Annotated in this window: 21 protein-coding genes, 2 tRNA genes, 1 rRNA gene and 1 pseudogene; 2 read left to right on the forward strand and 23 right to left on the reverse strand. The window is 29.9% G+C overall.

The genetic code is table 11. The features are described from left to right. Positions 1-87 precede the first annotated feature (87 nt). The 18 genes and pseudogenes from JYG23_RS05960 to JYG23_RS06045 form a co-directional block, all read right to left on the reverse strand. Positions 88-1,600, reverse strand: a 16S ribosomal RNA gene (locus tag JYG23_RS05960). A 133-nt stretch (positions 1,601-1,733) separates the two neighbouring features. Further along, positions 1,734-1,916: a hypothetical protein gene (locus JYG23_RS05965; protein WP_207237580.1), complete on the reverse strand. Its 183-nt coding sequence runs from the start codon at positions 1,914-1,916 to the stop codon at positions 1,734-1,736. Positions 1,917-2,051: 135 nt separating this feature from the next. Continuing rightward, on the reverse strand, positions 2,052-2,576 hold the full coding sequence (locus JYG23_RS05970; protein WP_207237581.1) for a GNAT family N-acetyltransferase: 525 nt from the start codon (positions 2,574-2,576) through the stop codon (positions 2,052-2,054). A gap of 80 nt (positions 2,577-2,656) precedes the next feature. Next, a pseudogene (locus JYG23_RS05975) lies at positions 2,657-3,651 on the reverse strand (radical SAM protein). A 19-nt stretch (positions 3,652-3,670) separates the two neighbouring features. Then, positions 3,671-4,558 carry a class I SAM-dependent methyltransferase gene (locus tag JYG23_RS05980; RefSeq protein ID WP_207237582.1) on the reverse strand — a complete coding sequence of 296 codons (888 nt, stop codon included), beginning with the start codon at positions 4,556-4,558 and terminating at the stop codon, positions 3,671-3,673. Between the two features lie 124 nt (positions 4,559-4,682). Beyond that, on the reverse strand, positions 4,683-5,687 hold the full coding sequence (locus tag JYG23_RS05985) for a S66 peptidase family protein (protein ID WP_207237583.1): 1,005 nt from the start codon (positions 5,685-5,687) through the stop codon (positions 4,683-4,685). A 98-nt stretch (positions 5,688-5,785) separates the two neighbouring features. Beyond that, positions 5,786-5,868 (reverse strand) — tRNA-Leu (locus tag JYG23_RS05990). Between the two features lie 138 nt (positions 5,869-6,006). Next, entirely contained in the window at positions 6,007-7,344 is a 1,338-nt protein-coding gene (locus JYG23_RS05995; protein WP_242631641.1) for an MATE family efflux transporter, read from the reverse strand. Positions 7,345-7,534: 190 nt separating this feature from the next. Further along, positions 7,535-7,903 (reverse strand): hypothetical protein, encoded by a 369-nt coding sequence (locus JYG23_RS06000; RefSeq protein WP_207237584.1) that lies wholly within the window; start codon positions 7,901-7,903, stop codon positions 7,535-7,537. A 108-nt stretch (positions 7,904-8,011) separates the two neighbouring features. Continuing rightward, positions 8,012-9,391 (reverse strand): HAMP domain-containing sensor histidine kinase, encoded by a 1,380-nt coding sequence (locus JYG23_RS06005; RefSeq protein ID WP_207237585.1) that lies wholly within the window; start codon positions 9,389-9,391, stop codon positions 8,012-8,014. A gap of 1 nt (position 9,392) precedes the next feature. Next, the gene (locus tag JYG23_RS06010) at positions 9,393-10,067 is read right to left on the reverse strand and encodes a response regulator transcription factor (RefSeq protein ID WP_242631642.1); all 675 of its coding nucleotides are present in this window, start codon (positions 10,065-10,067) and stop codon (positions 9,393-9,395) included. A gap of 327 nt (positions 10,068-10,394) precedes the next feature. Further along, positions 10,395-10,481 (reverse strand) — tRNA-Leu (locus tag JYG23_RS06015). Positions 10,482-10,536: 55 nt separating this feature from the next. Next, entirely contained in the window at positions 10,537-12,093 is a 1,557-nt protein-coding gene (locus tag JYG23_RS06020; protein WP_207237586.1) for a GGDEF domain-containing phosphodiesterase, read from the reverse strand. A 148-nt stretch (positions 12,094-12,241) separates the two neighbouring features. Then, positions 12,242-13,414, reverse strand: a complete 1,173-nt coding sequence (locus tag JYG23_RS06025; protein WP_207237587.1) for a sodium ion-translocating decarboxylase subunit beta — start codon at positions 13,412-13,414, stop codon at positions 12,242-12,244. Between the two features lie 19 nt (positions 13,415-13,433). Continuing rightward, entirely contained in the window at positions 13,434-13,808 is a 375-nt protein-coding gene (locus JYG23_RS06030; protein WP_207237588.1) for a biotin/lipoyl-containing protein, read from the reverse strand. Positions 13,809-13,830: 22 nt separating this feature from the next. Then, complete coding sequence (locus JYG23_RS06035; RefSeq protein WP_207237589.1) at positions 13,831-14,184, reverse strand: OadG family protein; 354 nt, start codon at positions 14,182-14,184, stop codon at positions 13,831-13,833. Between the two features lie 14 nt (positions 14,185-14,198). Next, positions 14,199-15,746, reverse strand: coding sequence for an acyl-CoA carboxylase subunit beta (locus tag JYG23_RS06040; RefSeq protein WP_207237590.1), 1,548 nt, complete (start codon positions 15,744-15,746; stop codon positions 14,199-14,201). A gap of 240 nt (positions 15,747-15,986) precedes the next feature. Continuing rightward, positions 15,987-17,186, reverse strand: a complete 1,200-nt coding sequence (locus tag JYG23_RS06045) for a DHHA1 domain-containing protein (protein WP_207237591.1) — start codon at positions 17,184-17,186, stop codon at positions 15,987-15,989. Between the two features lie 130 nt (positions 17,187-17,316). Here JYG23_RS06045 and nrdR point away from each other — a divergent pair, with 130 nt between their 5' ends. Beyond that, a complete protein-coding gene (gene nrdR / locus JYG23_RS06050) occupies positions 17,317-17,787 on the forward strand; it encodes a transcriptional regulator NrdR (protein ID WP_207237592.1) in 471 nt (156 codons plus the stop codon). A gap of 68 nt (positions 17,788-17,855) precedes the next feature. Here nrdR and JYG23_RS06055 read toward each other — a convergent pair whose 3' ends face one another. The 3 genes from JYG23_RS06055 to JYG23_RS06065 all read right to left on the reverse strand — a co-directional run bounded on the left by JYG23_RS06055 (position 17,856) and on the right by JYG23_RS06065 (position 21,813). Continuing rightward, positions 17,856-19,220 (reverse strand): YjiH family protein, encoded by a 1,365-nt coding sequence (locus JYG23_RS06055; RefSeq protein WP_207237593.1) that lies wholly within the window; start codon positions 19,218-19,220, stop codon positions 17,856-17,858. 303 nt (positions 19,221-19,523) lie between these two features. Beyond that, positions 19,524-20,507 (reverse strand): hypothetical protein, encoded by a 984-nt coding sequence (locus JYG23_RS06060; RefSeq protein ID WP_207237594.1) that lies wholly within the window; start codon positions 20,505-20,507, stop codon positions 19,524-19,526. A gap of 13 nt (positions 20,508-20,520) precedes the next feature. Beyond that, entirely contained in the window at positions 20,521-21,813 is a 1,293-nt protein-coding gene (locus tag JYG23_RS06065) for a hypothetical protein (protein ID WP_207237595.1), read from the reverse strand. A 734-nt stretch (positions 21,814-22,547) separates the two neighbouring features. Between JYG23_RS06065 and JYG23_RS06070 the strand changes: the two genes are divergently transcribed. After that, positions 22,548-23,180 carry a DUF4241 domain-containing protein gene (locus tag JYG23_RS06070; protein WP_207237596.1) on the forward strand — a complete coding sequence of 211 codons (633 nt, stop codon included), beginning with the start codon at positions 22,548-22,550 and terminating at the stop codon, positions 23,178-23,180. An 84-nt stretch (positions 23,181-23,264) separates the two neighbouring features. Here the strand turns inward: JYG23_RS06070 and JYG23_RS06075 are convergent, their stop codons facing one another. Next, complete coding sequence (locus tag JYG23_RS06075; protein ID WP_207237597.1) at positions 23,265-24,323, reverse strand: mechanosensitive ion channel family protein; 1,059 nt, start codon at positions 24,321-24,323, stop codon at positions 23,265-23,267. 24 nt (positions 24,324-24,347) lie between these two features. Then, positions 24,348-25,691, reverse strand: coding sequence for an ABC transporter permease (locus JYG23_RS06080; RefSeq protein WP_207237598.1), 1,344 nt, complete (start codon positions 25,689-25,691; stop codon positions 24,348-24,350). Positions 25,692-25,699: the final 8 nt, after the last annotated feature.

Consider the following 25,699-nt stretch of genomic DNA (forward strand, 5'->3'; position numbering starts at 1 on the left):
TTCGAACATGCCTTTCCGGCGTTCAAACCAGAAAAGCGACATTGAAACAAAATGTATTACTTTACATTTTGTTTTCTGTCTCCTTAGAAAGGAGGTGATCCAGCCGCACCTTCCGATACGGCTACCTTGTTACGACTTCACCCTAGTCATTAATCCTACCTTAGGCGCCTGCCTCCTAAAAGGTTAGCTCAGCGACTTTGGGTATTATCAACTTCCATGGTGTGACGGGCGGTGTGTACAAGACCCGGGAACGCATTCACCGCGACGTTCTGATTCGCGATTACTAGCAACTCCGACTTCATGTAGGCGAGTTGCAGCCTACAATCCGAACTGGGATCGGTTTATTAGGTTTGGCTCCAGCTCACGCTTTCGCTTCCCTTTGTTCCGACCATTGTAGCACGTGTGTAGCCCAAGACATAAGGGGCATGATGATTTGACGTCATCCCCACCTTCCTCCGGTTTGTCACCGGCAGTCTCACTAGAGTGCCCATCTTTCATGCTGGCAACTAATGATAAGGGTTGCGCTCGTTGCGGGACTTAACCCAACATCTCACGACACGAGCTGACGACAACCATGCACCACCTGTCTCCCTTGCTTCCGAAGAAGAGAGCACATTTCTGCACTTGTCAAGGGGATGTCAAGCCTTGGTAAGGTTCTTCGCGTTGCTTCGAATTAAACCACATGCTCCGCTGCTTGTGCGGGTCCCCGTCAATTCCTTTGAGTTTCAGTCTTGCGACCGTACTCCCCAGGCGGAGTGCTTATTGCGTTAGCTCCGGCACTGACCTCTCGGCCAACACCTAGCACTCATCGTTTACGGCGTGGACTACCAGGGTATCTAATCCTGTTCGCTCCCCACGCTTTCGTGTCTCAGCGTCAGTTACAGTCCAGTAAGTCGCCTTCGCCACTGGTGTTCCTCCTAATATCTACGCATTTCACCGCTACACTAGGAATTCCACTTACCTCTCCTGCACTCAAGTTACGCAGTTTCAAATGCTTACGAGGGTTTAGCCCTCGCCTTTCACATCTGACATACGTTACCGCCTACTCACCCTTTACGCCCAGTAAATCCGGACAACGCTCGCCCCCTACGTATTACCGCGGCTGCTGGCACGTAGTTAGCCGGGGCTTCCTCCTTTGGTACCGTCATTTTTTTCTTCCCAAAGGACAGAGCTTTACGATCCGAAAACCTTCTTCGCTCACGCGGCGTCGCTGCATCAGGCTTGCGCCCATTGTGCAATATTCCCCACTGCTGCCTCCCGTAGGAGTTTGGACCGTGTCTCAGTTCCAATGTGGCCGTTCACCCTCTCAGGCCGGCTATTGATCGTCGCCTTGGTAAGCCATTACCTTACCAACTAGCTAATCAAACGCGAGCTCATCTCGTACCGATAAATCTTTGACTTATTAATCATGTGATCAATAAGTGTTATATGGTATTAATCCCAGTTTCCCGAGGCTATCCCTTTGTACGAGGCAGATTGCTCACGCGTTACTCACCCGTCCGCCGCTAATACTCGTCCCGAAAGACTTTCTTCGCTCGACTTGCATGTGTTAGGCACGCCGCCAGCGTTCGTCCTGAGCCAGGATCAAACTCTCGTTTAATATCTGTTCTCAAGCTTACGCTTGGCACTAACTCTCGTTAGTTGTTGTTGTTTTTGTTTTTACTGTTTTTTGTTCTATTTCTATACTCTTGCGAGTACTGAAACTAAAGGTTGTTCTTATGCTGTTTTATTGTCTAAGGTTCATTTTTCAATGCTTTGCTGTCTCTCAACAGCTTTATTAGTTTACCATCTCTATCAAAGTTTGTCAAGAACTTTTTTGAATTATTTTTCGTCTCATTACTAATATTCTTCGCTAGGGACTTACTTAATTTATCATATCTTTTGTATTTTGTCAATACATAAATAACTTTTTTCATTCGTTTTTTAACCATGCAACTTTTATTATGTGTTAAAATATCAATATATATCAAGACTAAAATATCTATATTAAATCATTAGAAAAGTTATATATACTAAAACTTATATTTCTAGATTATAAATAACAAATAGTATTAACAAATAAAATTATATCTTTCTTTTTTAAAGTAGGCTACTAAGGAACCTCTGAAATATCCATATCCTTCAAATTCCATACCTATATTTTCTAACGACTTCATTGATTTTTTATTTTCTGGGAGAGCCATAGCAATAATTTCTTTTAACCCTAATTCTGTAAATCCATACGTTAATAATGCTTTACCACTTTCAGTTGCATAACCCTTACTCCAATAATCAGGCAACAATCTAATCCCTATTTCTACTGCGTTTAAATCTTTCAAATACCTATACCCTGTAATACCAATAAATTCTTTATTTTCTTCTAAAACCACACCCCATGTGTGAAGTCCACTATTATAACTATATTTATTTATATGCTTTCTTAGGTTATCTCTGCACTCATTAAAAGTTGACCTATACATATTTGGTATATATTTTCTAACCTGAGGATCATTTTCTAATTTATAAAAATCTATTAAATCACCTATAGTTAACTCTCTAATTATAAGCCTTTCTGTTATTATAATTTCATTATTCATTATTACACTCCTTCTAAATATAAATGCTATATATTTACTGGTTATACTAATAAATATATGAAAAATTACAACTTTTGACATTATACTACATATAAAATATTCATATTCTCTAATTTTTTTAAAAGTTGCTTTCTTAGGAATTCCTCTACATCTACTCTAATTTCATTTTTATAGCAATACCTTCCCAGTCCTCTTACAGTCATTATTTCTTTATCATATAAATCTACTGCATTTGGAAATGTATCTTGATTAATTACTTTATGAATAAAACTGTATGTCATAAATATTATTTCAATTGTTGCTTGGTTTTTAACTTTTTCTGATAATTCATCAGCAAGCTGATCAATTAGTTTTGAATATAATTCCTTCCAATTATCAAGTAGTACAACAGGTGCAATCAATAATCCAACTTTATAACCTGCCTCACACAATTGATTTATAGCTTTAATTCTATTTTTAAGAGATGATGTACCAAATTCTACTTTTCTAATAATTTCTTCTGGATTTACGCTAATCCTTGCAATTACTTTACCATTATGATTAAGTGGCAATAAAGGCTCAATCATATCAAATTTAGTTGGGAAAGTAATCAAACCTTTTTTACTCTTAGCAAAGTTCTCATAGTCCACACCAAATTATTTGTAATATTATTTTCCAATACTAAATCACTATTACTACCTATTTCAAATACTAAGTCTTTATCACTTTTATTTGAGAATTTTATGAGTTTATCTAACATTTGCTCCCTATTTACAAATACTCTAAGATAGGAACATTTATTATAGTGACACATCAAATAGCAATATAAACACATAGCACTACAGCCAGATGATGTATATGGAACAATATAATTTGAAACTTTGAAGTTTTCAGTATATTTATGTGTTTTTCTAACCCCTATAATTAAATGTTGTTTCATATTAGGAAACTCTTTGTTTGAATTTGTTCTTAATTCTTCTATTTTGTTATGACTTTTTATTTCAATCCACTCTTTGTCCTTATATTTTTCTCTTAAATATTTACCTAACTCATAAGTTATAATTTGTGGCTCAAAATATATTTTATCTGGGAACATATAAACCTCATTTTTTTACTTATTTATATCCACTAATAACTAAAACTGCTGTTGTTTTAAAATCCCAGATTTTTTCATTGTTTTTATATTGCTCAATTCTCTTATCAAATCTAATATTAATTAGTTCTATAAGTCTATCTTTTTCCTCTATTGTCAAGGAATTTGGAGACAGATTAAGTACTTTATACACACCTGACAAGGCTTCTAATCTATTATCGTTTATTTGATTAATTGCTGTTATTGGAGATGTATTGTAATTATCCGGTGCATAGCTCATAATATTTAATAAATCTACATTGATATTTCTAAATCCTGCTTTTTCTAATTCTTTAGGATACTCATGCTCATCCACTTCAAATTTGCCAATATCAAATTTTTCAAATATATCATCTGTATTTTTAAATGCCTTTTCACATAATAATTTTTCTTCTTTGCTAATATTTAATAAATTGTCATACCTAATTTGAAGTTTTGGTCTAACTGAAAGCACTACTATTCTTCCATTATTTCGTAATATTCTATATTGCTCGTCGAAAAATAGTTTATGAGGTACGTGTTCTGCAACTGTATGTGAAAAACACAAGTCAAATGAATTATCTTCAAATGGCATGTTTGTAGCATCTCCAACAATAAATTTACAATTCAAGCCTAATTCCAAATTTTTATCCTTTGCATATTGAATATGCTGTTCATCACAATCAATACCTGTAATATGTACATCACCTACATATGAATTAATCCTATGACAGAATACTCCTCCTCCACATCCAACTTCCAATATATTCTGTTGGTTTCTTACGCCAATTGCATTTAACCACATTTCTTTATTATTGTCATTAAATCTAAGACTTCTGTTATTGTACAGCTCTTCAGAAGTCTGAATATAATTTGACCAGTAATTACTCATGTTTTTCACCCCAATTCGTTTATTTAATATTAATCATTATAATATTTTGTTACTAAATAATAGTTAAATAATTATATCACAAGTAAATATATTGTATGTATATTTACTTGTATAAAGAATGATTTTATATACTAACAAAATCATCTAATACCGTTACACATTTATTTGTTGCATCCAATTCTACTTCACATCCAATTGGCATGGTCAACATTGGATGCGTGTGACAACAATCAAATTCAGCAAGCACAGGAAAATCTACATTTCCCATTACTTCTTTTAACACATCATATGGTTTCCTATTTGTTTTTAAATCATCAAATAATTCGTGCTTTCCCAATATCAAACCTCCGATTTTATCAAAAACACCGCTAAGTTTTAACAATGAAAAACTGCGTTCAATAGTTGCTATATCTTTTAGAGAATCTTCAATAAACAATATATCTCCGCATTTTATTTCTGGCATGTATTCTGTATTCCAAATTCCTTGCATAGTGTTTAGATTACCACCAATTATTCTTCCTTTTGCTTTGCCTTCATTTAAGGTTATTAAAGTGTTTTTATTTGGAGTTTTTCCTCTATCTTGAGTTTTCCAATCTAAAAATTCGTCAGTCCAGCACTCAGGTGTAGGCATAATATATGGTACATGCGATTTTCCCATTGTAACATTTGAAAAATACTGAAATGTTTCATTTACAAATGGTGGAAATTCTCCAAAAGATGCAACAACAGCAGGTCCATAATAAGTAACTAAGTCTGTTTTAGCATAAATCGCCAATAGTAATGCAGTAACATCTGAATAACCAATTATTATTTTAGGATTTTCTTTTAATGCTTGATAATCTACATAAGGTAAAATTGAATTAGAATTCATTCCTCCAATAGCTGCCATAATACATTTTACATTTGGATTATATATAAGTTCATTCAATTCAGTAGCACGCTCCAAAATACTTCCAGAGCGATAAAAATCTTGTTTTCCGGTAAGATATCCCTCAAAAAAATTAAAACCTTGACTTTCCAAAAATTGTTTTCCTCGTGAATAGCGTTTTTTTACGGTTGCAGTTGCGGGTGAAGATGGAGAAAATACAGCAATAGTATCTCCCTTTTTTAATTTTGGTGCTAAAATCATTCAATCACTTCTTTCTAATTATTTATATAAATAATAAGAATATTATAGCATACAAAAAAAGAGTCGAAAAGTGTTATCTTTTCGACTCTTTTTTTCTTTGGTACGGGTAGAGGGACTTGAACCCCCACGGTCTCCCACTAGATCCTAAGTCTAGCGCGTCTGCCAATTCCGCCATACCCGCTTGGTTAGCTTTTAACAACAAAGATTATTATACATAACAGTTAGTTATTTGTCAACAATAATTTTAATTTTTTCTTTTATATAATCATATAACTATAAGTATTGTTATACTCCACTAGCCTCATCATATAAAAATTTATTAAAACCTATACATCCAATCAGCCTTTAAGTAATAAATCAAAAATAGTATTGAGCTTAAAGACCATGTCAATGGATACGCCCAAAATATAACTTTTATATCATTAATAAAATGAGTTGCAACTGTTATATATGATACTCTAATAATGCACCAACATATAAGCATTGTAAACATTGGTATTTTTGATTTGCCTGCTCCCCTTAAAATACCTGCTATACTGTGAGAAAAAGCCAAAAGAAAATAAAACAAAGAAATTGTTCTAGCTTGCTTAGTACCAATTAAAATAACCTCAGATTCTTTGCTAAATAACCCAATAAATATCGGAGCAAATATAAAAAATATTAATCCTACTATTTCTGCTAAGGCAACAGACGTCATTATACCATATTTTGCTCCTTTCTTTACTCTTTCATATTGTTTTGCTCCTATATTTTGACTTGTAAATGTAGTCATAGACATAGCAAAACTTGTAATTGGTATAAATGCAAACCCTTCGATTTTAGAATATGAACCACATGCTGCCATTGCAACAGGTCCAAAACCATTTATATTCGACTGTACCACTAAATTTGCAAGTGCAATAACAGAATTCTGTATACCGGACGGGAAACCTATAAGTAACATTTCTTTTAATATTTCTTTGTCAATATGTATATTTTTAAATTCTACTTTATAAACATCTTTTACTTTTGTTAATCTATGAAATGCAAGTACAACACTTACTGCTTGAGAAATTACGGTAGCAAATGCAGCACCCATTACACCCATTTTTAAAATTGCAACAAAAAGCAAATCTAACATTACATTTACTATTGATGATGTAATCAAAAAATAAAGTGGATGCTTACTATCGCCAACAGCTTGAAATATACCATTTGCGGTATTGTACATCACAATAAAAATAGCCCCTGAGAAATATATTCTTACATATAATACTGCATTTGAAAATACAGATTCTGGAGTTCCCATAAGTCTAAGAATATGCGGAGTAAACACAGTACCTACTATCGTTAAAATTACACCTGATATAATACCAAATGCCATAGCATTTCCTACCGACTTTTTTACATTTTCTAAATCTCTTGCACCAAAATACTTTGATATAACAACACCTACTCCACTAAACACTCCTCCAAAAAAACCTACCATTAAAAATATTAACGAACCTGTGGAACTTATAGCTGCAAGTGCATCTCTTCCTACGAAATTTCCTACAACTAAGGCATCAACAATATTGTATAGCTGTTGAAATAAGTTTCCCCAAAACATTGGCAATGCAAATTTGATTATTTTTGAATATATTTTACCTTCTGTCATTAATAAAGAGTTTGATTTCAATTAATTTTATCTCCATTTTATAGTAATTTTTATAGCATATGATACATATTATATCATTATTTCAGTAACAAGCAATACAACATATAAAATAAGATAAAAAATCACGGTCTAAGTAAATAACTCAAACCGTGATTTCGTCCAACGTTACGATGGTAAATTTAAACTGCAATTGAAAAATTCCTTTGCTACTTTACTTTTTGCTGTCTGCTAAAGCTTGTTTGTATTCCTCTACTGTCATTCCTTTTTCTTCTGCTTGAGCTGCAAATTTCTCCGAAACTAGTGCTTTATACTCTTCAACAGTCATACCCTTTGCTGCTAATTGTGCTTCAAATTCTTCTTTAGTCATTTTTGGTTTAGCATCTTTTTTACTGTCTGCTAAAGCTTGTTTGTATTCCTCTACTGTCATTCCTTTTTCTTCTGCTTGAGCTGCAAATTCTTGAGCATATTCAGCTTTTGAATTCAACACTTTTCCTTCTTTTTCGCTTGTAGCTGCACTTGCAGACACTGTTCCGATTACGACAAGCATTATTGCCATTGCTAAAATAAATACTTTTTTCATTGATATCACCTTTCTTGTTTGTATTCATCAACTATTGTTAATGTACAATTAGTATATCAATTAAATTGGTAATAAAAACGTTCTAATTATGGCATAATTATGGCATTATCAGAATTGCTTGTGTGGAAGTTTTACAATAAAGACTGCACCACCTTCAGACTTATTTCTCAAAGTAATCATTCCATTGTGTCCATCAATAACTTTTTTAATAATAGATAATCCAATACCAGATCCTTCTTTCTCACCAATTATTGATCGAGAAAATGGATTTTGTAATAAAGATTCACTAAACCCTTTTCCATTATCTGAAACCTCTATTTTTATAAATTTATCCACGTTTTCAATAGAGATATAGATAGAATCTTTTGTATATTTGATGCAATTTGAAATAATATTAATAAATGCTCTAGTCACTTTTTCTTCATCTGCATTTAGACATAATTTTTCTACCGGTTCAAAAAATACATCAAGGTCATTTATGATAATCAGACTATCAAGTTTATCCAGAACATTAGTGATAATTTTATTAATACTTACTTTTTGAAAATTAAAAGCATCTTTAACTGTATCTAGTTTACTTAAGTATATAATATTTTCTATTTGTTTCTTTAAACAATTACATTCATTTGTGATAATATCAAGTGCTTTATCATTATCTTCAATAATATTAGTTTTGATTCCCTGAGCATATCCACTAATAACAGTCAAAGGTGTTTTTAACTCATGTGAAATATTTTCATAAAACTTTCTTTGCTCAACATCTTGCTTCTTAAGGCTTTCAGCCATGTCATTAATAGCAAATGCCAACGTTTCGAATTCATCACCAGTTTGCAAAACTACTTTTTCATCAAAGTGCCTTAAAGCAAATTTTTCTGTTGTCTTTATTAATACATCTATTGGACGAGTTATCATTCTTTCTGAAAACCTATTTATAATCACTATTAAAATACTAATAGCAACTATAGCAATAATCAAAACATAAACAATTTGATTTACAATCATTTTAACATTTTCATTGGATATTAAAGTTACAACTAAAAGAGTATATTTATCTCCTTCATAGCTTATTTCAACTGAATCATTATATGCTAGAAAAGACTTTCCCAAAATTCTAATCTCATATATTTGCTTTATATCTTTGTTATACATATTTTTAAGTTCATTATCCGGTATATTTAATTTTGAAATTATACTTGAAGTATTTATCAGTTCAGGATTTTCATTCATATTGAAAATTGCAGATACAACTGGTAATTTTTGATTTTTATCAAAATACCTTAAATTTACTGAAATAGCACCATTATTATATTTTATATATTTATTATATGAAAGGGCTTCTACAATAGTTTTATTATCCTTAATAATATCACTTGCAATTCCATCCTCAATATAATTACTTACAATAGCTGAGATAATAATAGATAGTATAATCATACTAATTGAAGTAACAAGGAAATTCGATAATATTAGTTTTTTTCCTATTTTCATACTAATCACTCACCTTGTAACCGTATCCCCATATGGTCTCAATTTTACATTCTATTTCAGCTAAAAGCATTTTCTTCCTTAATCTCTTAATAAGGTGATCAACTTGTCTAGTATCTCCAAAATAATCATAACCCCATACTTTTTTAATAATTTTTTCTCTGGAAAAAGCCTGATTTTTATTTGCTATTAATAATTCAAGCAAGTCATATTCTTTGACTGTAGTAATAAACTCTTCTCCGTGAATTAAAACCACCCTATTTGATTTAATAATCTCAACATCTTTGCAAAACAAACGATTATCAGTATTACATAAAAAATTATTATTTACTCGGTGTAACATATTTCGGACTTTTATAGATATTTCTCTAAGACTAAATGGCTTAGAAATATAATCATCACTCCCAAGTTCTAATCCAAGAATCCTATCAATTTCTTCATCTTTTGCTGAAATCATTATTATAGGTATATCACTAATTTTCCTAATCTCTTTACACAACTCATAACCAGATATTTTTGGCATCATAATATCAGTGATAACAAGATCACATGAATTTTGCAAAAATTTTGATAGTAAGCTATTTGCATCATAGAATGTCTCAACCAAGTAATTTTCGCTTAAAAGTTGACTCTTTAATAGCTGACAAACATTTTTATCATCATCGGCAATATATATCAATTTATCTTTAATAAAAATCCCTCCTATCTAAAATCTTATTATATCATATAAAATTCCATTTAGAATAATATAAATGTGGCAATTATATGTCATTTTAGTTATAACCTATCGAGTAATTATATTAGTATAACCTTGCAGCTTTAAATCTACTATTTAGAAAATAATGCCATACAGTAGATTATAGTCGACTGAAAAGGTGATTATTCCCTGTGAAAATACAATTTTTATAATGATTTGATAATAAAATATATTCATAAAATCCATATATAAATTCAAGTCCCTATGTTTTAAACACAAAAAAAGCAGTCTCTCGACTGTTTTTTCTTGTGGTGCGGGTAACAGGACTTGAACCTGCATAGCTAAAAAGCCATTAGAACCTGAATCTAACGCGTCTGCCAATTCCGCCATACCCGCATAACCTTATGCAAAATAATATCGCTTAACATAATATTTTATAAAATACAAATCTTTATCTACTTTTATGCTCTTTAAGCCACTCACAAAACTTATTAAAAGGCATAGGCTTACCATATAAAAAGCCTTGAGCATACTTACAATTCATTTTTCTCAAATAATTTTCTTGTTCCTTAGTTTCAATGCCTTCCCAAATTATAATTATATCATTGCTATGTGAAATATCTACAATACTTTTTATAATAGCTCCTTCTATTCCATCTAATGCACCAATTTCAATGACACTTCTATCCATTTTCAACACATCTATTGGTAACTTATATAATAACTGTAGAGACGAATTGCCACTACAAAAATCGTCAACTGAAATCCTCATCCCAGCATTTTTGAATTGTTTAGCGTGTTTTATTACTGATTCAATTTCATCAATTTCGCCAACCTCTGTAAGTTCAATTTCAAATAATGACGGACTAAGATTATATTTTTTAACCATTTCCGCATATAAAAGTGGTGGTTTATCGCTTTGCAATTGCTGTCTTGAATAGTTACTTGAAATAATTATATTATGCCCATCTTCAACTAATTTTTTTTGGTGTTTGCAAAGTTGCTCAAAAACAAACAAATCCAATTTACATACAAAACCATTCTTTTCAAAAAACGGAATAAATATATTAGGCATCAACAATCCCTTTTGATGATGATTCCATCTTACTAATGCTTCAGCACCCACAATATATCCTGTTTCTATATCAACCTTTGGCTGATAATATACTTCAAACTCTTCTGACTCTAAAGCTGCATACATATCCTGCTCTAATTGTTTTTCAAGTTCTAATTTTTTATGCATTTTATTATTAAAAAAATATGTACCATGACTGTGCACAGTACCAATCTTTTTTTGTGCAAATATTGCGTAATCAATTGCTGTATCAATATCTATTTTTCTGTTACCAATAAAATACACACCTCTTCTAAAAATAATTGGATAACAGTCACATACTTTTATTACAGCATTCCTCAATACATTAAGCATTCCGTAGCAACGTTTCTTAAACAAATTTACTGTTTCATATTTGGTAAGTACAACAAAATTGCCCCCACCTGTTCTTGCTACAATTTCACCATCACTCATTAGATTATAAATTTCCTTATTTATACATATTAATAACTTATCACCCATTTTTCTGCCATACTTATCGTTTATATATTTTAAATTTTGTATATCCCAATAAACAAGTACATATAAATTATTTTCGTTGTTTTTTATAATTTTTTTTGCATCAATTCTAAATTTTTCAAAGTTTGGGTATCCTGTAATTCTATCTGTATACAGTGCATTCTCTAGCGACATAGCATAATTTGTCCTCTTTCTTATTAAAACTATACTTGCAATTATCATTATAGCAATAACTATTCCAATTACAATAGTTTTTTCAATTGTTATATCGCAAAAAACACCATTATTTTGAAACAATACACCCCCTATTATATTGTTTTCATATAATTTATCATTTGTACAACTTCCTGTGTATGAAAAAACTAACATATTACTACACAAAATAAAATTCAAAACTATAATAATATATACACAATGCCTAATTACTTTTTTCATAGCAGAATCTCCTCAACATTTATTATGCCATTTAAATAATTTTTACCCTCAAAACTGTTAAGTAAACATCTGTTTTTAAATTTCAAATATTTTAAAACTGAATAATAAAAAAGACTATCATAAAGATAATCTTTTTTATTTATTTGAATTAACTAAAGAACATTAACATAATTCCTGCTGCAACTGCTGAACCTATAACACCTGCAACGTTCGGTCCCATTGCATGCATTAATAAGAAATTTGCAGGATTGTATCTTTGTCCCTCTTTTTGAACTACTCTAGCTGCCATTGGTACTGCTGAAACCCCAGCTGCTCCAATAAGCGGGTTAATTTTACCATGTGAAAGCTTGCACATAAGCTTTCCTAACAATACTCCTGATGCAGTACCTATAGAAAAAGCAATAAGTCCTAATAATATTATTTCTAATGTTTCAGCTCTTAAAAACATTTCCGCACTAGCTTTTGCACCAACTGTAAGTCCAAGTAAAATAGAAACTATGTACATTAAAGAATTTTGTATACAATCAACTAATTTTGGTACAACACCTGATTCTTTCAATAAGTTACCAAGCATTAACATGCCTATTAAAGCTGCTGCTGAAGGAAGTAATAATACAACAAATATTGTAACTATAATAGGGAAAAGTATTTTTTCAGTTTTACTAACAACTCTTAACTGTTCCATTTTAATTTTTCTTTCCTTCTCAGTAGTCAAAGCCTTCATTATAGGTGGCTGAATAATTGGAACTAATGCCATATATGAATAAGCCGCTATAGCTATTGGACCTAATAATTTAGGTGCAAGCTGTGATGTTAAATATAATGCTGTTGGACCGTCTGCTCCACCAATTATACCAATAGATGCTGCTTCATAACCAGTAAATCCTAATGCTATTGCACCTATAAATGTAGTAAATATACCAAACTGTGCTGCTGCCCCTAGAAGTAAACTTCTAGGATTAGCTATTAACGGACCAAAGTCAGTTCCAGCACCTATACATAAAAATATCAACGGAGGATAAATACCTAAATTGGTACCTTGATATAAATAATACAATAATCCACCGTTTTGTGTACCTTCCGGCTTTACCATAAGATCAGCAAAAGGAAAGTTTACAAGCAACATACCAAATGCTATTGGTATCAATAAGTATGGTTCGTATCCTTTTTTGATAGCTAAATATAGGAAAACGCAAGCAATACCTATCATTATTAATTCTCCTGGTAGCATAATACCGAATAACTCTGTATCTAATTGAAACAACTGAGATAAGCCTGTACCAACCCAGAATTGTTTTAATATCTCTAATATCTCTGACATTAAAGTCCCCTCCTTTTGACTATCCTAATGTTACTAATGCGTCACCTGTACTTACAGCTGCTCCTTTTGAAGTATGAATTTTAACAACCTTTCCATCTGAAGGTGCTACTATTTCATTTTCCATTTTCATTGCTTCAAGAATCATTAATACGTCTCCTGCTTTAACAGATTGACCTTCTGAAACTTTTATATCCACTATAGTTCCAGGCATTGGAGAAGCCATAGCACCTTGTACTGGAGCTGCTTTTGGTGCAGCTGCTGTTGGAGCTGCCACTGGTGTTGGAGCTGCCACTGGTGCTGGTTTTGCTGGTGTGAATGATGCATTTGAAGCACCCACTTCTTCTACTTCTACTTGATACATTTTTCCATTTACATTTATATTATATTTTTTCATTTAATTAATCCTCCTACTCTTATTATCTCATAAGTTCTATTTTACCTGTTTTTGACCAAGCTCCATCTAAATCTGGTAACTTTTTTATATTCCTTACAACTAAACCACTTGCACTTTTACCTGTCATTGCAGCAATTGCCGCAGTTATAACTGCAACCAATTCAGTATCATCTTGCTCTACAATTTCTTCAACAACAGCTTGTGCTGGTTGAGTAGGAACATTAGTTACATTTTTCTTATCTTTTCTAGTTATACATACTCTCATTAAATCAATAATATAAGATATAGCTAGCAATGTTAAGAAAACTAAAACCATACTGAAAATAGTAATAAATACAGTTTCAGACATTGTTAAATTCGTTAAGTCTTTAATCATTTTTTCACCTCATTTTACAATGGAATATTTCCATGTCTTTTTGTAGGTCTTTGAACTCTTTTACTTTCAAGCATATTGAATGCAGAAATAATTCTTTGTCTTGTAGTAGATGGTTCAATAACATCATCTATATAACCTCTTGCTGCTGCAATATATGGATTTGCTACAGTATCTCTATACTCATCAATTTTTTCTTTTCTCTTAGCATTCTTATCTTCTGCAGATGCTATATCTTTTCTAAATATAATATTTGCAGCTCCATCTGGACCCATTACCGCTATTTGTGCAGTTGGCCATGCATAAACAACGTCTGCTCCTAAATCTCTAGAACACATTGCTAAATAAGAACCACCGTAAGCTTTTCTTGTTATAACTGTTACCTTTGGAACTGTTGCTTCACTATACGCATAAAGCATTTTTGCACCATGTCTTATTATTCCACCAAATTCTTGATTAGTTCCTGGTAAGAAACCTGGTACATCAACTAATGTTAATAATGGAATATTAAATGCATCACAAGTTCTAATAAATTTAGAAGCTTTATCAGATGCGCTTATATCTAAGCATCCTGCTAATCTATTAGGTTGGTTAGCTATAACTCCAACACTTTTACCATTAATTCTCATAAATCCAGTTATGATATTTTCTGCAAAATATGGTTGGTATTCTAAGAATTCACCTCTATCAGCAAGTGTAAAAATAACTTCTTTCATGTCATATGCCTTATTTGTATTATCAGGTATAATAGAATTTAATTTTTCATCAATTCTATTTAGGTCATCTTGACAATCAAATGCAGGTGCATTTTCTAAATTATTTTGTGGTAAGAAGCTTAGTAATAATTTAATTCTTTCAATACAGGCATCTTCACTATCATCTACAAAATGTGCAACACCACTCACTTTATTGTGTGTCATTGCTCCACCAAGTTGTTCAGCTGAAACTTTTTCACCTGTTACAGTTTCAATAACTTGTGGACCTGTTATAAACATTTTACTTACGTTTTGCACCATGAATATAAAATCTGTTAATGCTGGTGAATATACAGCTCCACCTGCACAAGGTCCTAGAATAACTGAAATTTGTGGTATAACACCTGAAGCTAAAGTATTATTGTAGAATATTTTTCCATAACCTGATAAAGCATCAACACCTTCTTGAATTCTTGCTCCGCCTGAATCATTGATTCCTATTATTGGAGCTCCTACTTTCAATGCAGCTTGTTGTGCTTTTGCAATTTTTGCTGCATGCATTTCTCCCAAAGAACCACCTATTACAGTAAAATCTTCTGCAAACACATATACCAATCTTCCGTCTATAGTGCCATAGCCTGTTACAACACCTTCACCTGGTGCTGTTTTTTTCTCCATGCCGAAGTTTACACATCTATGTTCAACAAATGTATCCATTTCAACAAAACTATTTGCATCTAACAACTTTAGTAATCTTTCTCTGGCTGTAAGTTTTCCGCTATCATGTTGTTTTTTTATAGCTTTTTCTCCGCCGCCTAGTTCAACTATTTTTCTTTTTTCGATTAACTCATTAAGCTTATCATTAGACAATTTATTTACCTCCTACTTATTTCTTTACCTATTATAAAATATATAATTTTTCGTGTAAAGTCAATACCTTTTATTAATTTGCAAGTAAAATTTATATAATTTCAAAATTAACTAATTAAAACTAAGTAACATATTTTATTTCCTTGATTTAATCATTTATTTTATTTTATTTTTTTTATTAATTCGCAAGTTTTTTTCATAATAATTCCTTTTTTTTGATTGTGTTTTAGCATATTAGCCTTACATTGTATATATTTTACATAACATTTTAAACAATTCATCAAATTTGTCTGAACTTTTACTTGTTCCTTGAATCATTCTATTATTTCCTCCGCCTTTCAAACCCACCAAAGAAGAACATTCTTTAAAAACACTTTTTATATCTAAATTTAAATTTAAAGATTGAGCAATTATTAAATTTAAATTATTACCATTTTTAATTACAAATCCACATAAAAAATTATCATTTTCGATAATTTTTGATATAATCATCCTATCTTCTTTAATATCATTATCTTTATTTTGTACAAAAATATATTTTATATTTCCTAAAACTTTTGCATTATCTATATATTCTTTAGCTTTATAATCATATAACTTATTTTGAAGAGAATTTATTTTTTTAAGAGCTACTGAGTTTTCTAATCTATGCTTTTCTATATTTTCAACAAGCTTAGTATTATGACAAGAAAAACTATTTGCTAACTTATTTATATCTAAATTTTTATTTATATAATCTATTAATGCTCTTTTCCCACATAAAAATTCTACTCTTGTTCCAGATTTGTATTTTTCATATTTAACAATTTTAACTATTCCTATCTCTCCTGTAAAATTCACATGTGTACCACAACAAGCAACATTATCTTTTTCTCCGATTTTAACAACCCTAATCAATTTATCATCAACAGGTTGCTTTCTAAGTCCGGTTTTCATTGCATCTTCATGTGATAATATTTTTGTTTCAACTTTTAAATTATCATAAATAATTTGATTTGCATAAAACTCAACATCTTTTATCATATCATTTGTAAAAAAATCAACGTCTAAATCTATTGTTGTGTACTCACCACTTAAATGAAAGCCAATAGTTTTAGCGTTAAATAAATGTGCAAATGAACAAGATAATAAATGTTGCCCCGTATGCTGTTGCATATGGTCAAATCTTTTATCAAAATCTATTTTTAATAATACCTCACCTTCTACATAATTATCTAGTATATGGATTACTTCTTCATCTTTTTCATAAACGTCTAGTACCTTTAAACCATTTATAGTTCCATTATCCTTTGGTTGACCACCTAACATATCTGGATAAAAAATAGTTTTATCTAATATTACTTCAAATTGTTGATTATCATTTAATTTACAACTTGTAACCTTAGTTCTAAACTTATCTTTATATGAATCATATATATATTCTTTTTTATCAAAGCTCATTATAAATCTCCTACTATATATTTTTTAAAATAAAAACTTATTTTCATTATAGTTAATATTACATAATAATACAAAACTTTTATTTACAAATTGATAATTTTTTAGTAAAATCTAAATAAGGAGTGATGTTATGCGTTGTCCAAAATGCAATTATTTTGAAACAAAAGTTATAGATTCAAGACAAACTGATGATGGATTTAAAATTAGAAGAAGAAGAGAATGTATTTCTTGTGGACAAAGATTTACAACATACGAAAAAATAGAAGAAATGCAACTTGTCGTAATTAAACGTGATGGAAATAGACAAGGTTACAATAAAGATAAAATTATAAATGGCTTAATTAGAGCTTGTGAAAAAAGACCAGTATCATTAAGGAAAATAGAATCAATAACTGAAAATGTAGAAAAGCAACTCTATAATAATTTCCAAACCGAAGTATCCACTGAGTTAATTGGTGAACTTGTTATGAATGAGCTAAAATATGTAGATGATGTAGCTTATGTTAGGTTTGCTTCAGTTTACCGACAATTTAAAGATATTAACACATTTATGGATGAATTAAAACGTATTCTCGATGATAGAAAGAATCATAAAAATTAATAATAAAATATAAAATCTGATTTAATCATACAGTAATTAAATCAGATTTTTTTATATATAATTTCAAATTAGATTAGATGTAATATAAATCTTCCTATCATAGTTGCTATAACTAAGCTAATTATTGTTCTTTCTATAAATATAATAAATAATTCCCATAGCTTAACTGGTAGCTTAGAGCTAATAATTAACGAGCCCACTTCAGACATATATATCAACTGTGTAACTGAAACAACTGCTATAACAAATCTCGTTAATTCACTAGTTATTCTTGAACCAATAATTGCTGGTGTAAGCATATCTCCAAAACCTACTAGCATACATGTTGATGCTATATCAGGCTCTGGTAGCTTTAATAACTCCAACAAAGGAATAAATGGCTTTCCAAGTATTGAAAAAACAGGAGTATATTCTGCTATAACAAGTATAATAGTCCCTATAGCCATAACCGTTGGTAAAACCCCTAGCCACATATCCAAAGCGTTTTTACTTCCATTTATGATAAATTGCTTAGTACCTTTGCTTGAACTAGATTTTATTAATGCTTTTTCCAATGCCCAGCTAAAAGTTGAATGTCCTGACGGTATACTCTCATCTGGTTTTTCAGCATCATTATAATACTCATCTTTTTTAAGTGATAGTGGTGGTATACGAGGAACAATAACAGCTATAACGAATCCTATTACACATATACTTAAGTAAAACGGAACAAACATATTTGTCATATTAACCGTTTCTATTACAACTAAGCAAAATGTAATTGATACTGCTGAGAATGTAGTAGCTATGACTGCAGCTTCACGTTTAGAGTAATATCCATCTTTGTATTGCTTCGCTGTTAACATAACGCCTAAAGTTCCATCTCCTAACCACGATGTTATGCAATCCACTGCTGAACGTCCCGGCAATTTAAATATTGGTCTCATAATCTTTACTAATAATGTTCCTATGTATTCCAATAATCCAAAATCTAATAAAAGAGGTAGTAACAAACCAGCAAAAACAAATATAATCACAAGAACTGTTAATAAATCATTAAGTATAAATGTTCCTGTAGCACCCGATAATATATGCTCTGGACCAATACCTGAAACGACCATTATTGCTAATACCATGCCAATAACTCTAACTATAAGCCATACAGGCTTTAGATAAAATAAATCTTTTAGCATTTGATTATTCATCATAAATTTCGGTTTGAAAATAGTAGCAATAATAGAACCTATTGCTGATATTGAAATTATAATAACACACATTTGAGGTAAAACTGAATTAATAAGTGAAGATATGTAGTCAGACACTACTTTTATTGGAATAGTAAATTGTCCATCATATTTTATAGGTACCATAAATAAAATTATACCAATAATCGAAGGAATAATAAATTTTGCTAGGTTCGCTTTCGAGCGAGACTTTTCTACATTACTTGACATTTTAAACACCTTTCTTTCTAGTAATTTGTCATGTATTTACAAACAACCTTATATTTTTCATTATTATACATTATGTTGTTATATAATGCAACAACAAATTTATTTTGTTATGCATAATTTTATGTCTTTATACTAATTTTCAATGTCTAACGTTTTCATTTTATATTAGTAATAGTATCATCATAAGCATATTTATTCACTTATGCATTTAGCAATGGTGTTTTATAACAACGTTCATGCTGGGCGCACCAAAAAAAGATAGCATAGTTTTATATGCTATCTTTTTTGCTGTTACAATAATAGTTATTTTTTACTCAATACTTCTTCTATACTTGTCCATGTAAAACTTTTCACCATGCCATTTTCATCCAAAGTATATTTATATAGCTCAAAGGTTTTTTCTCTATCAAAAAATAAACTTACCATATATTCTGCAAAATTATAGTACACTGGTTCTTCAAATGTATATGTTCCAGTTTTTGAGTTTATATTTTCACCTAAAAATTTATAGAATTTTTTATAATCATCTAAAAATTGGTTGTATATTCTTTCAAAACCTTCATCACTTATTTTTTGTTCAACATATTTTGTATAGTACTGATATGCAGGCTCAGTTGAACTTGTAAATATACCTACTAGATCAAAATCATAAATATTTTTAACTAACTTATAAACATAATCCCATTCTTTTAACTTTGCCTGACCATAATAAAATTTATAATTTAATTTTATCTTATATTCTTCATTGAATAGATTAGCAAAATAGTGCTTTTGAAAATCTGTAAGATCATTAAATCCTTCTATATCATTATACATTTTATTTAATGTATCTATATATAATTTTTCTCTCTTGTCTATTTGTTCTTGAGTAAAATATATCCATTCTACATTTTGATCTGTTATTTCGTCCTTATTCTCTTCAGGTACTTTTATTATACTTGCATAATCTGTTTTATTACCTTTATACCACATACCTTGTGTTGCTAAAGTATATTTAGGTATGTTTAATAATTCTATCCCTAATTCTTTTATTGTATTTAGGTCACGTTCTAACATTGGTATTTGCAAATATAAATAATCATAGTACCTATAGTTATCATTAACTAAAAAGTTTAATACTTGTTTTTGCTGAGTGTTAAATTTATTATAGCTTTCGACTATTTCCTTTTGCCTTTCAGTTAAATTATAAATCTTTTCTTCTTTATTATTTATTTTATCTGCTTTGTTGCACGCGCTTTGACATATCAACATTACTAGCATTAAAACTATTAATATTTTTCTTTTCATCACAACTTCCCCCTTATAAACTTAATTTGATTTTTTTTATAAAATTATCTAAATTTATGTCTATAAATTCTTCTGTTTTTTCTTCTCCTCTATTTATATTGAATAATTGTGCATTCATAATAAAACATTCCATTAAACTATTCATACCTAACGTTTTATATGATAATTCATTTATAAACTCTTCACTTATATTTCCGTTTAATATATTTCTTTCCATTATTTCATTTATACGCTTAAGCTCTGTCTCATTTTCCTTGTAATATTCTTCTATTGCCACATTATTATTTACTATATTCATATACATATTATCAGCACAATCATTTTTTAATGTGTAACATGAAAATGCTATATTTTCACCTAATAATTCACTGTCAAGCATATAATTAGCTAACTTATATGTACTTTCATTTGTTATTTTATCATTTATGTATATTGCATATCTTATCATGTCAGGTTCAAACAATACTATTGTATCCTTTAAACTTTTAAGCAATGTGTTTTTGTTAAAATCAGTATAATAACAATTATCTTCTCTACAATACGAACCATAACCTATGTCTAAAGTAAGATTAGTTTTTTTGTCTATAATAGTTTTGCTACATCCTAAGGCAATATTTGTTCTATCTTTACTTTTTTCAACGAATTTTCTAATTGCATTAGCTAAATTATTTCTATATTCTTCATCTATTTCACTTTCCTTGGTAGTATTATTTAAATTTAAATTGTACTCATACATTAAATTAGTTACACATGCATTGTTAATTGCGCTATCATTACTTAAATCTGCCCCATTCTCTAATAGTCTAAATATAATATTTCTATAGTCTGTAGGTGACATTATATCTTTATCAAAATTAATATCATAAACATCTAATAAATTTTTGTTAATTAATCTAATGTTGTAAGTATATGCTACTAGCATGTATGGTAAATTTTTGCATGGTTTTGCTATATTTTTATAGTTTTCTATATTTTCATAGTTCGCGTGTTCACTATTTAGATTTCTCATTTCGTTATAGTTACCGCAGACTATGGAATTATTTTTTTCAAGATTTATATTTCTTTTCAAAATATAATCATCATATGACATCTCTGATTTATAATAGCAATGTATTTGAAGTGGTATACCATTATTTTCACAATATCTCTCTATGTCGGGTATTAACATTGCTATTTGATCGTTTTGGTCTCTTTGGTACATCCACAAATGAACTGTATTTGGGTCTGCTTTTTTGCATGATGTAGTAATACTAATAATTAGTATAAATATTAAGAATAATAAAATATATCTTTTCTTGTTTTTCATCCCATCCTCCATTTTTAAAATTATACTTGTACCCATATTCTTACATTATATACCTTTATAATAAAACATGATATTACAATTTTGTTATATTTACATTAATTTATATTATTTTTCCATTTTACTTATTTTTCTACAATATTCGACATTAGTAATGCATTTGTTTTTTTCCTATCGAGTAGAGCTAAATAATTAGTATACCGTGGTACTATAAAGGTACGCTCGGGTCTTTCTATGAAAATTACAAATTTTTTCCCAGAATTCAACAGGGAATTTTGAGCTTAATATCAATGAACCAACCTCAGACATATATATCAACTGTGTAACTGATATAACTGCTACAACAAATCATTTAATATAAATGTTTCATTTGCGACTAAAACGCTATTATAGCCTTGTTTAAGTAGAAATATGTATATTAAGTCAATAGCATACACATCATCGCTTAAAGAGTAATATAAAGGGCTAAAATTACCAGATATTTTTGTAAAACCTAACACTAATATTTTTCAATTATACCTATGCAAATATTTTTAATAATAATAATTTATAAACTGTGAATAAATTTTGTAAATTATGTTAAATTATAATTAAATATTTATTATATTAGTTTTATATAATTGTTAGCTAATATTTCACAATTTTTTTATTATTAAAAATATTGAAAAAAAGCTAATAACCATATATACTATACTTATAAAAATATATCGCAAATTTTTTTTAAAATGAGGTATCCTATGTATATAAATAATTATGCCCTAAATTTAACCAATGAACAATCATTGGATATAGAAACAGACTTTGGAAAAGCAACAATGATAAGACATAATATAGGAAAATTAATATTGAAAACAGGAAATATAATTGCAACTGATCCTATACTTTTATATGATGATCAACCTTACTATATAAAAGTAAAACCAGCAGAATATCCAGTTTATGTTTTTACTGCTAATTTTGAAAATGGAGAAAATAAAACTGCATTATCAAAAATTGAATTTAGCAAAGAAAAACCTGTAAAATGGGAAATGGCCCTTTATGAAGGCGAAAGGTCTAACAATTTGAAAAATGATGAATATTTAGGCTTTGATGTTGAAAATGGAATATGTGCTTATATGGATGATAGTATTATGGAAGAATTAGATACGTTGTTTGAAAAAGATTTAGAAGAATATGAAAATTTAATTAAAGCAAATGTTATATATAACAAAAAAGAATTAAAATATCAAAGTATCAGTTATGGTAATAACGGATGTAACATAATTGTATTTACATCTGGCTGGAAAGATGGAACTTTCCCTTCTTATTATGGCTATGATAAAAACAATAAAGTTTGTTGCTTGGTAACAGATTTCATGGTATTTGAATAAAATATTTCAAAATTGCAAGCTAAAAAGCAGACATTAGTAATAACTAAACTTTACTAATTGCCTGCTTTTTTATTATCAATTCTATTATTTTTCCATATATACACTAACACTTGGAAATGCAAATTCAACTTGTTCATTTTCAAATATAGACATTATTTCGAAATTGACTTCTTCTTTAATTTTTAAATACTCATTAAAATCTGATGTATTTATTCTGTACATAACAATTATATCTAAACTACTACTTCCAAAACCATCAAACTTAACATTAACAGTATCATTCAGTACCATTGGGTGATTATTTAAAAATGTATCTATTGTTTTAATAATAGTTTTCAATTTAATTGAGCTTGTAGAGTAAGTAGCACCTAAAACCTGTTTTACTCTCCTTGTTCCACGCTTTGAATAGTTCAAAACAGCACCATCTACAAACTTTGAATTAGGAACAACAATTAATTCTTGTTCTAAGGTTCTAACCTTGGTACTCCTAATTCCAACTTCTTCAACTATACCTTCATTCGATTCAATTTTTATAAAATCTCCTGTATTAAATGAACGGTCTGTCAATATAATAAATCCGCCAAAGATGTTTTTCAATAAATCTTGTGCTGCCATTGCAACTGCTAAACCACCTATTCCAACACCTGCAAGCAAACTTTTCAATTCACTAAATCCTAATTGTACAGAAACAATAACGACTATTATTATAACTATGAAAAACTTAATACCTTTTATGATAAGTGGAAAAAGAGTTTTAAAAACCGGTTTTCTCTCAAATAATTCAGTATTTTGTTTTATAATACTATTGTATGTGTCTAGTATTCTTAACGCTCCACTACCAATAACAACAATCATAAATATAGTATAAATTTTTTCAATAAATCCATCAATAGTGTCATTAAATGGAATAATTATCAATGCTATATACAATGTACTAACAAGTAAAATAATATTTAATGGTTTTTCTAATGATTCAAGCGCCATTGAAATATTTTTTTTATTCCATTTATCTGCTAATTTTTTCATTGAATTGATTATAAACTTAACAACAAACTTTCTTAATATCACATATACTACAAATACAATTAACAAGCTAAATATTGTATTAATCGATATTGATTTTACAAAAATATCTTCAAACATGTATACTCCTAAAATTAATTTTTATTATCTTTTTAAAGCTTCTACTGGAGGTAATGATGATGCATTGATTGCTGGATATACACCAAACAATAAACCTGAAGATAATGCAACGCCTATTGCAATCTTAATTGATTTAGCATTCAATGCAGCTTCTAATCCATATGAAGAAACTATCCTAATCGCCCATGCACCTAGTGCAATACCAACTATACATCCTATTATACTAACATATATTGCTTCTAGCAAGAATTGAATTAATAAATCCTCCTGCTTAGCACCTAATGCTCTTCTAACACCTATTTCACTTGTTCTTTCAGTAACAGCAACAAGCATGATGTTCATGATACCAATACCACCAACCAACAATGATACGGCCGCTATACCACCAAGCAATACAGTCATTATTCTGTTAGCTTGGTCGGCTTGTTGAACCAATTGATTTAAACTTGTTATAGTTATAGGCTCTTCACCTTTTTTAAAAACATTTGTCTCTTCTATTGGTTCTTCTGTCGGTTCTTCAATTTCCGAATCTTGATTCATGCCACCGTCAATAATACCTTTATCTCCACCCTCTCCAGGGTTTGGCTGTTCCTCTGAACCTGGGGGAGTAATAACTGTACCTTTAATTTTATTATTAAATATTCTACCTAGTTGAACCATTGAAAGGTCAACATCAATAGTAGTATCACATTTCGCCCATATCTCTTTTATATTTTTTTCTTCAGTTATCCTTAGTGCAGATGTATAAGGTATAATTATTTTATCATCTATTCCATCTCCATTTCCTTCACCCTTTGGAGACAAAACACCAATGATTCTATAGTTCATACCATTAATTTTCATAGTTTGCCCTACGGGGCTTCTACCATTCAGAAGTGATACACCAACATTATAACCAAGCACTACAACTGGAGCTCTTTGTTTAGCATGCAACGAAGTAAAAAAATTACCTGAGGCTACTTGGTGATCTCTAATAGCAGGATAATTATTATTTACACCTAATATTTCTAGCTCGCTATCATCCCTTCTCCATCTAATGTCTGCTTTTGTATATACTACAGGAGTTGTCAATTGTATGTTGTCAACTCTATCTTGCAAATCTCTTGCATCTTCCATTTCAAAGTTATACTCATCAAAATTTGATTTTACTAGTATAACATTCTGTCCTAAACTTTCAAATTGTGCAACAACAGCCTGTCTAGCGCCTTCTCCTATTCCCATAAGACTGACAACAGCGGCAACACCTATTGCAATACCTAAAACTGTTAAAAATGTTCTAAGCAAGTTAGATGTTATACCATTTGCAGCCATTTGTGCTGAGAATTTCAAACGAACAAGAAAGGATGTTATGATACCCTTTTTTTTCATAGTACTAC

The sequence above is a fragment of the Sedimentibacter sp. zth1 genome (assembly GCF_017352195.1).
Classification (GTDB): domain Bacteria; phylum Bacillota; class Clostridia; order Tissierellales; family Sedimentibacteraceae; genus UBA1535.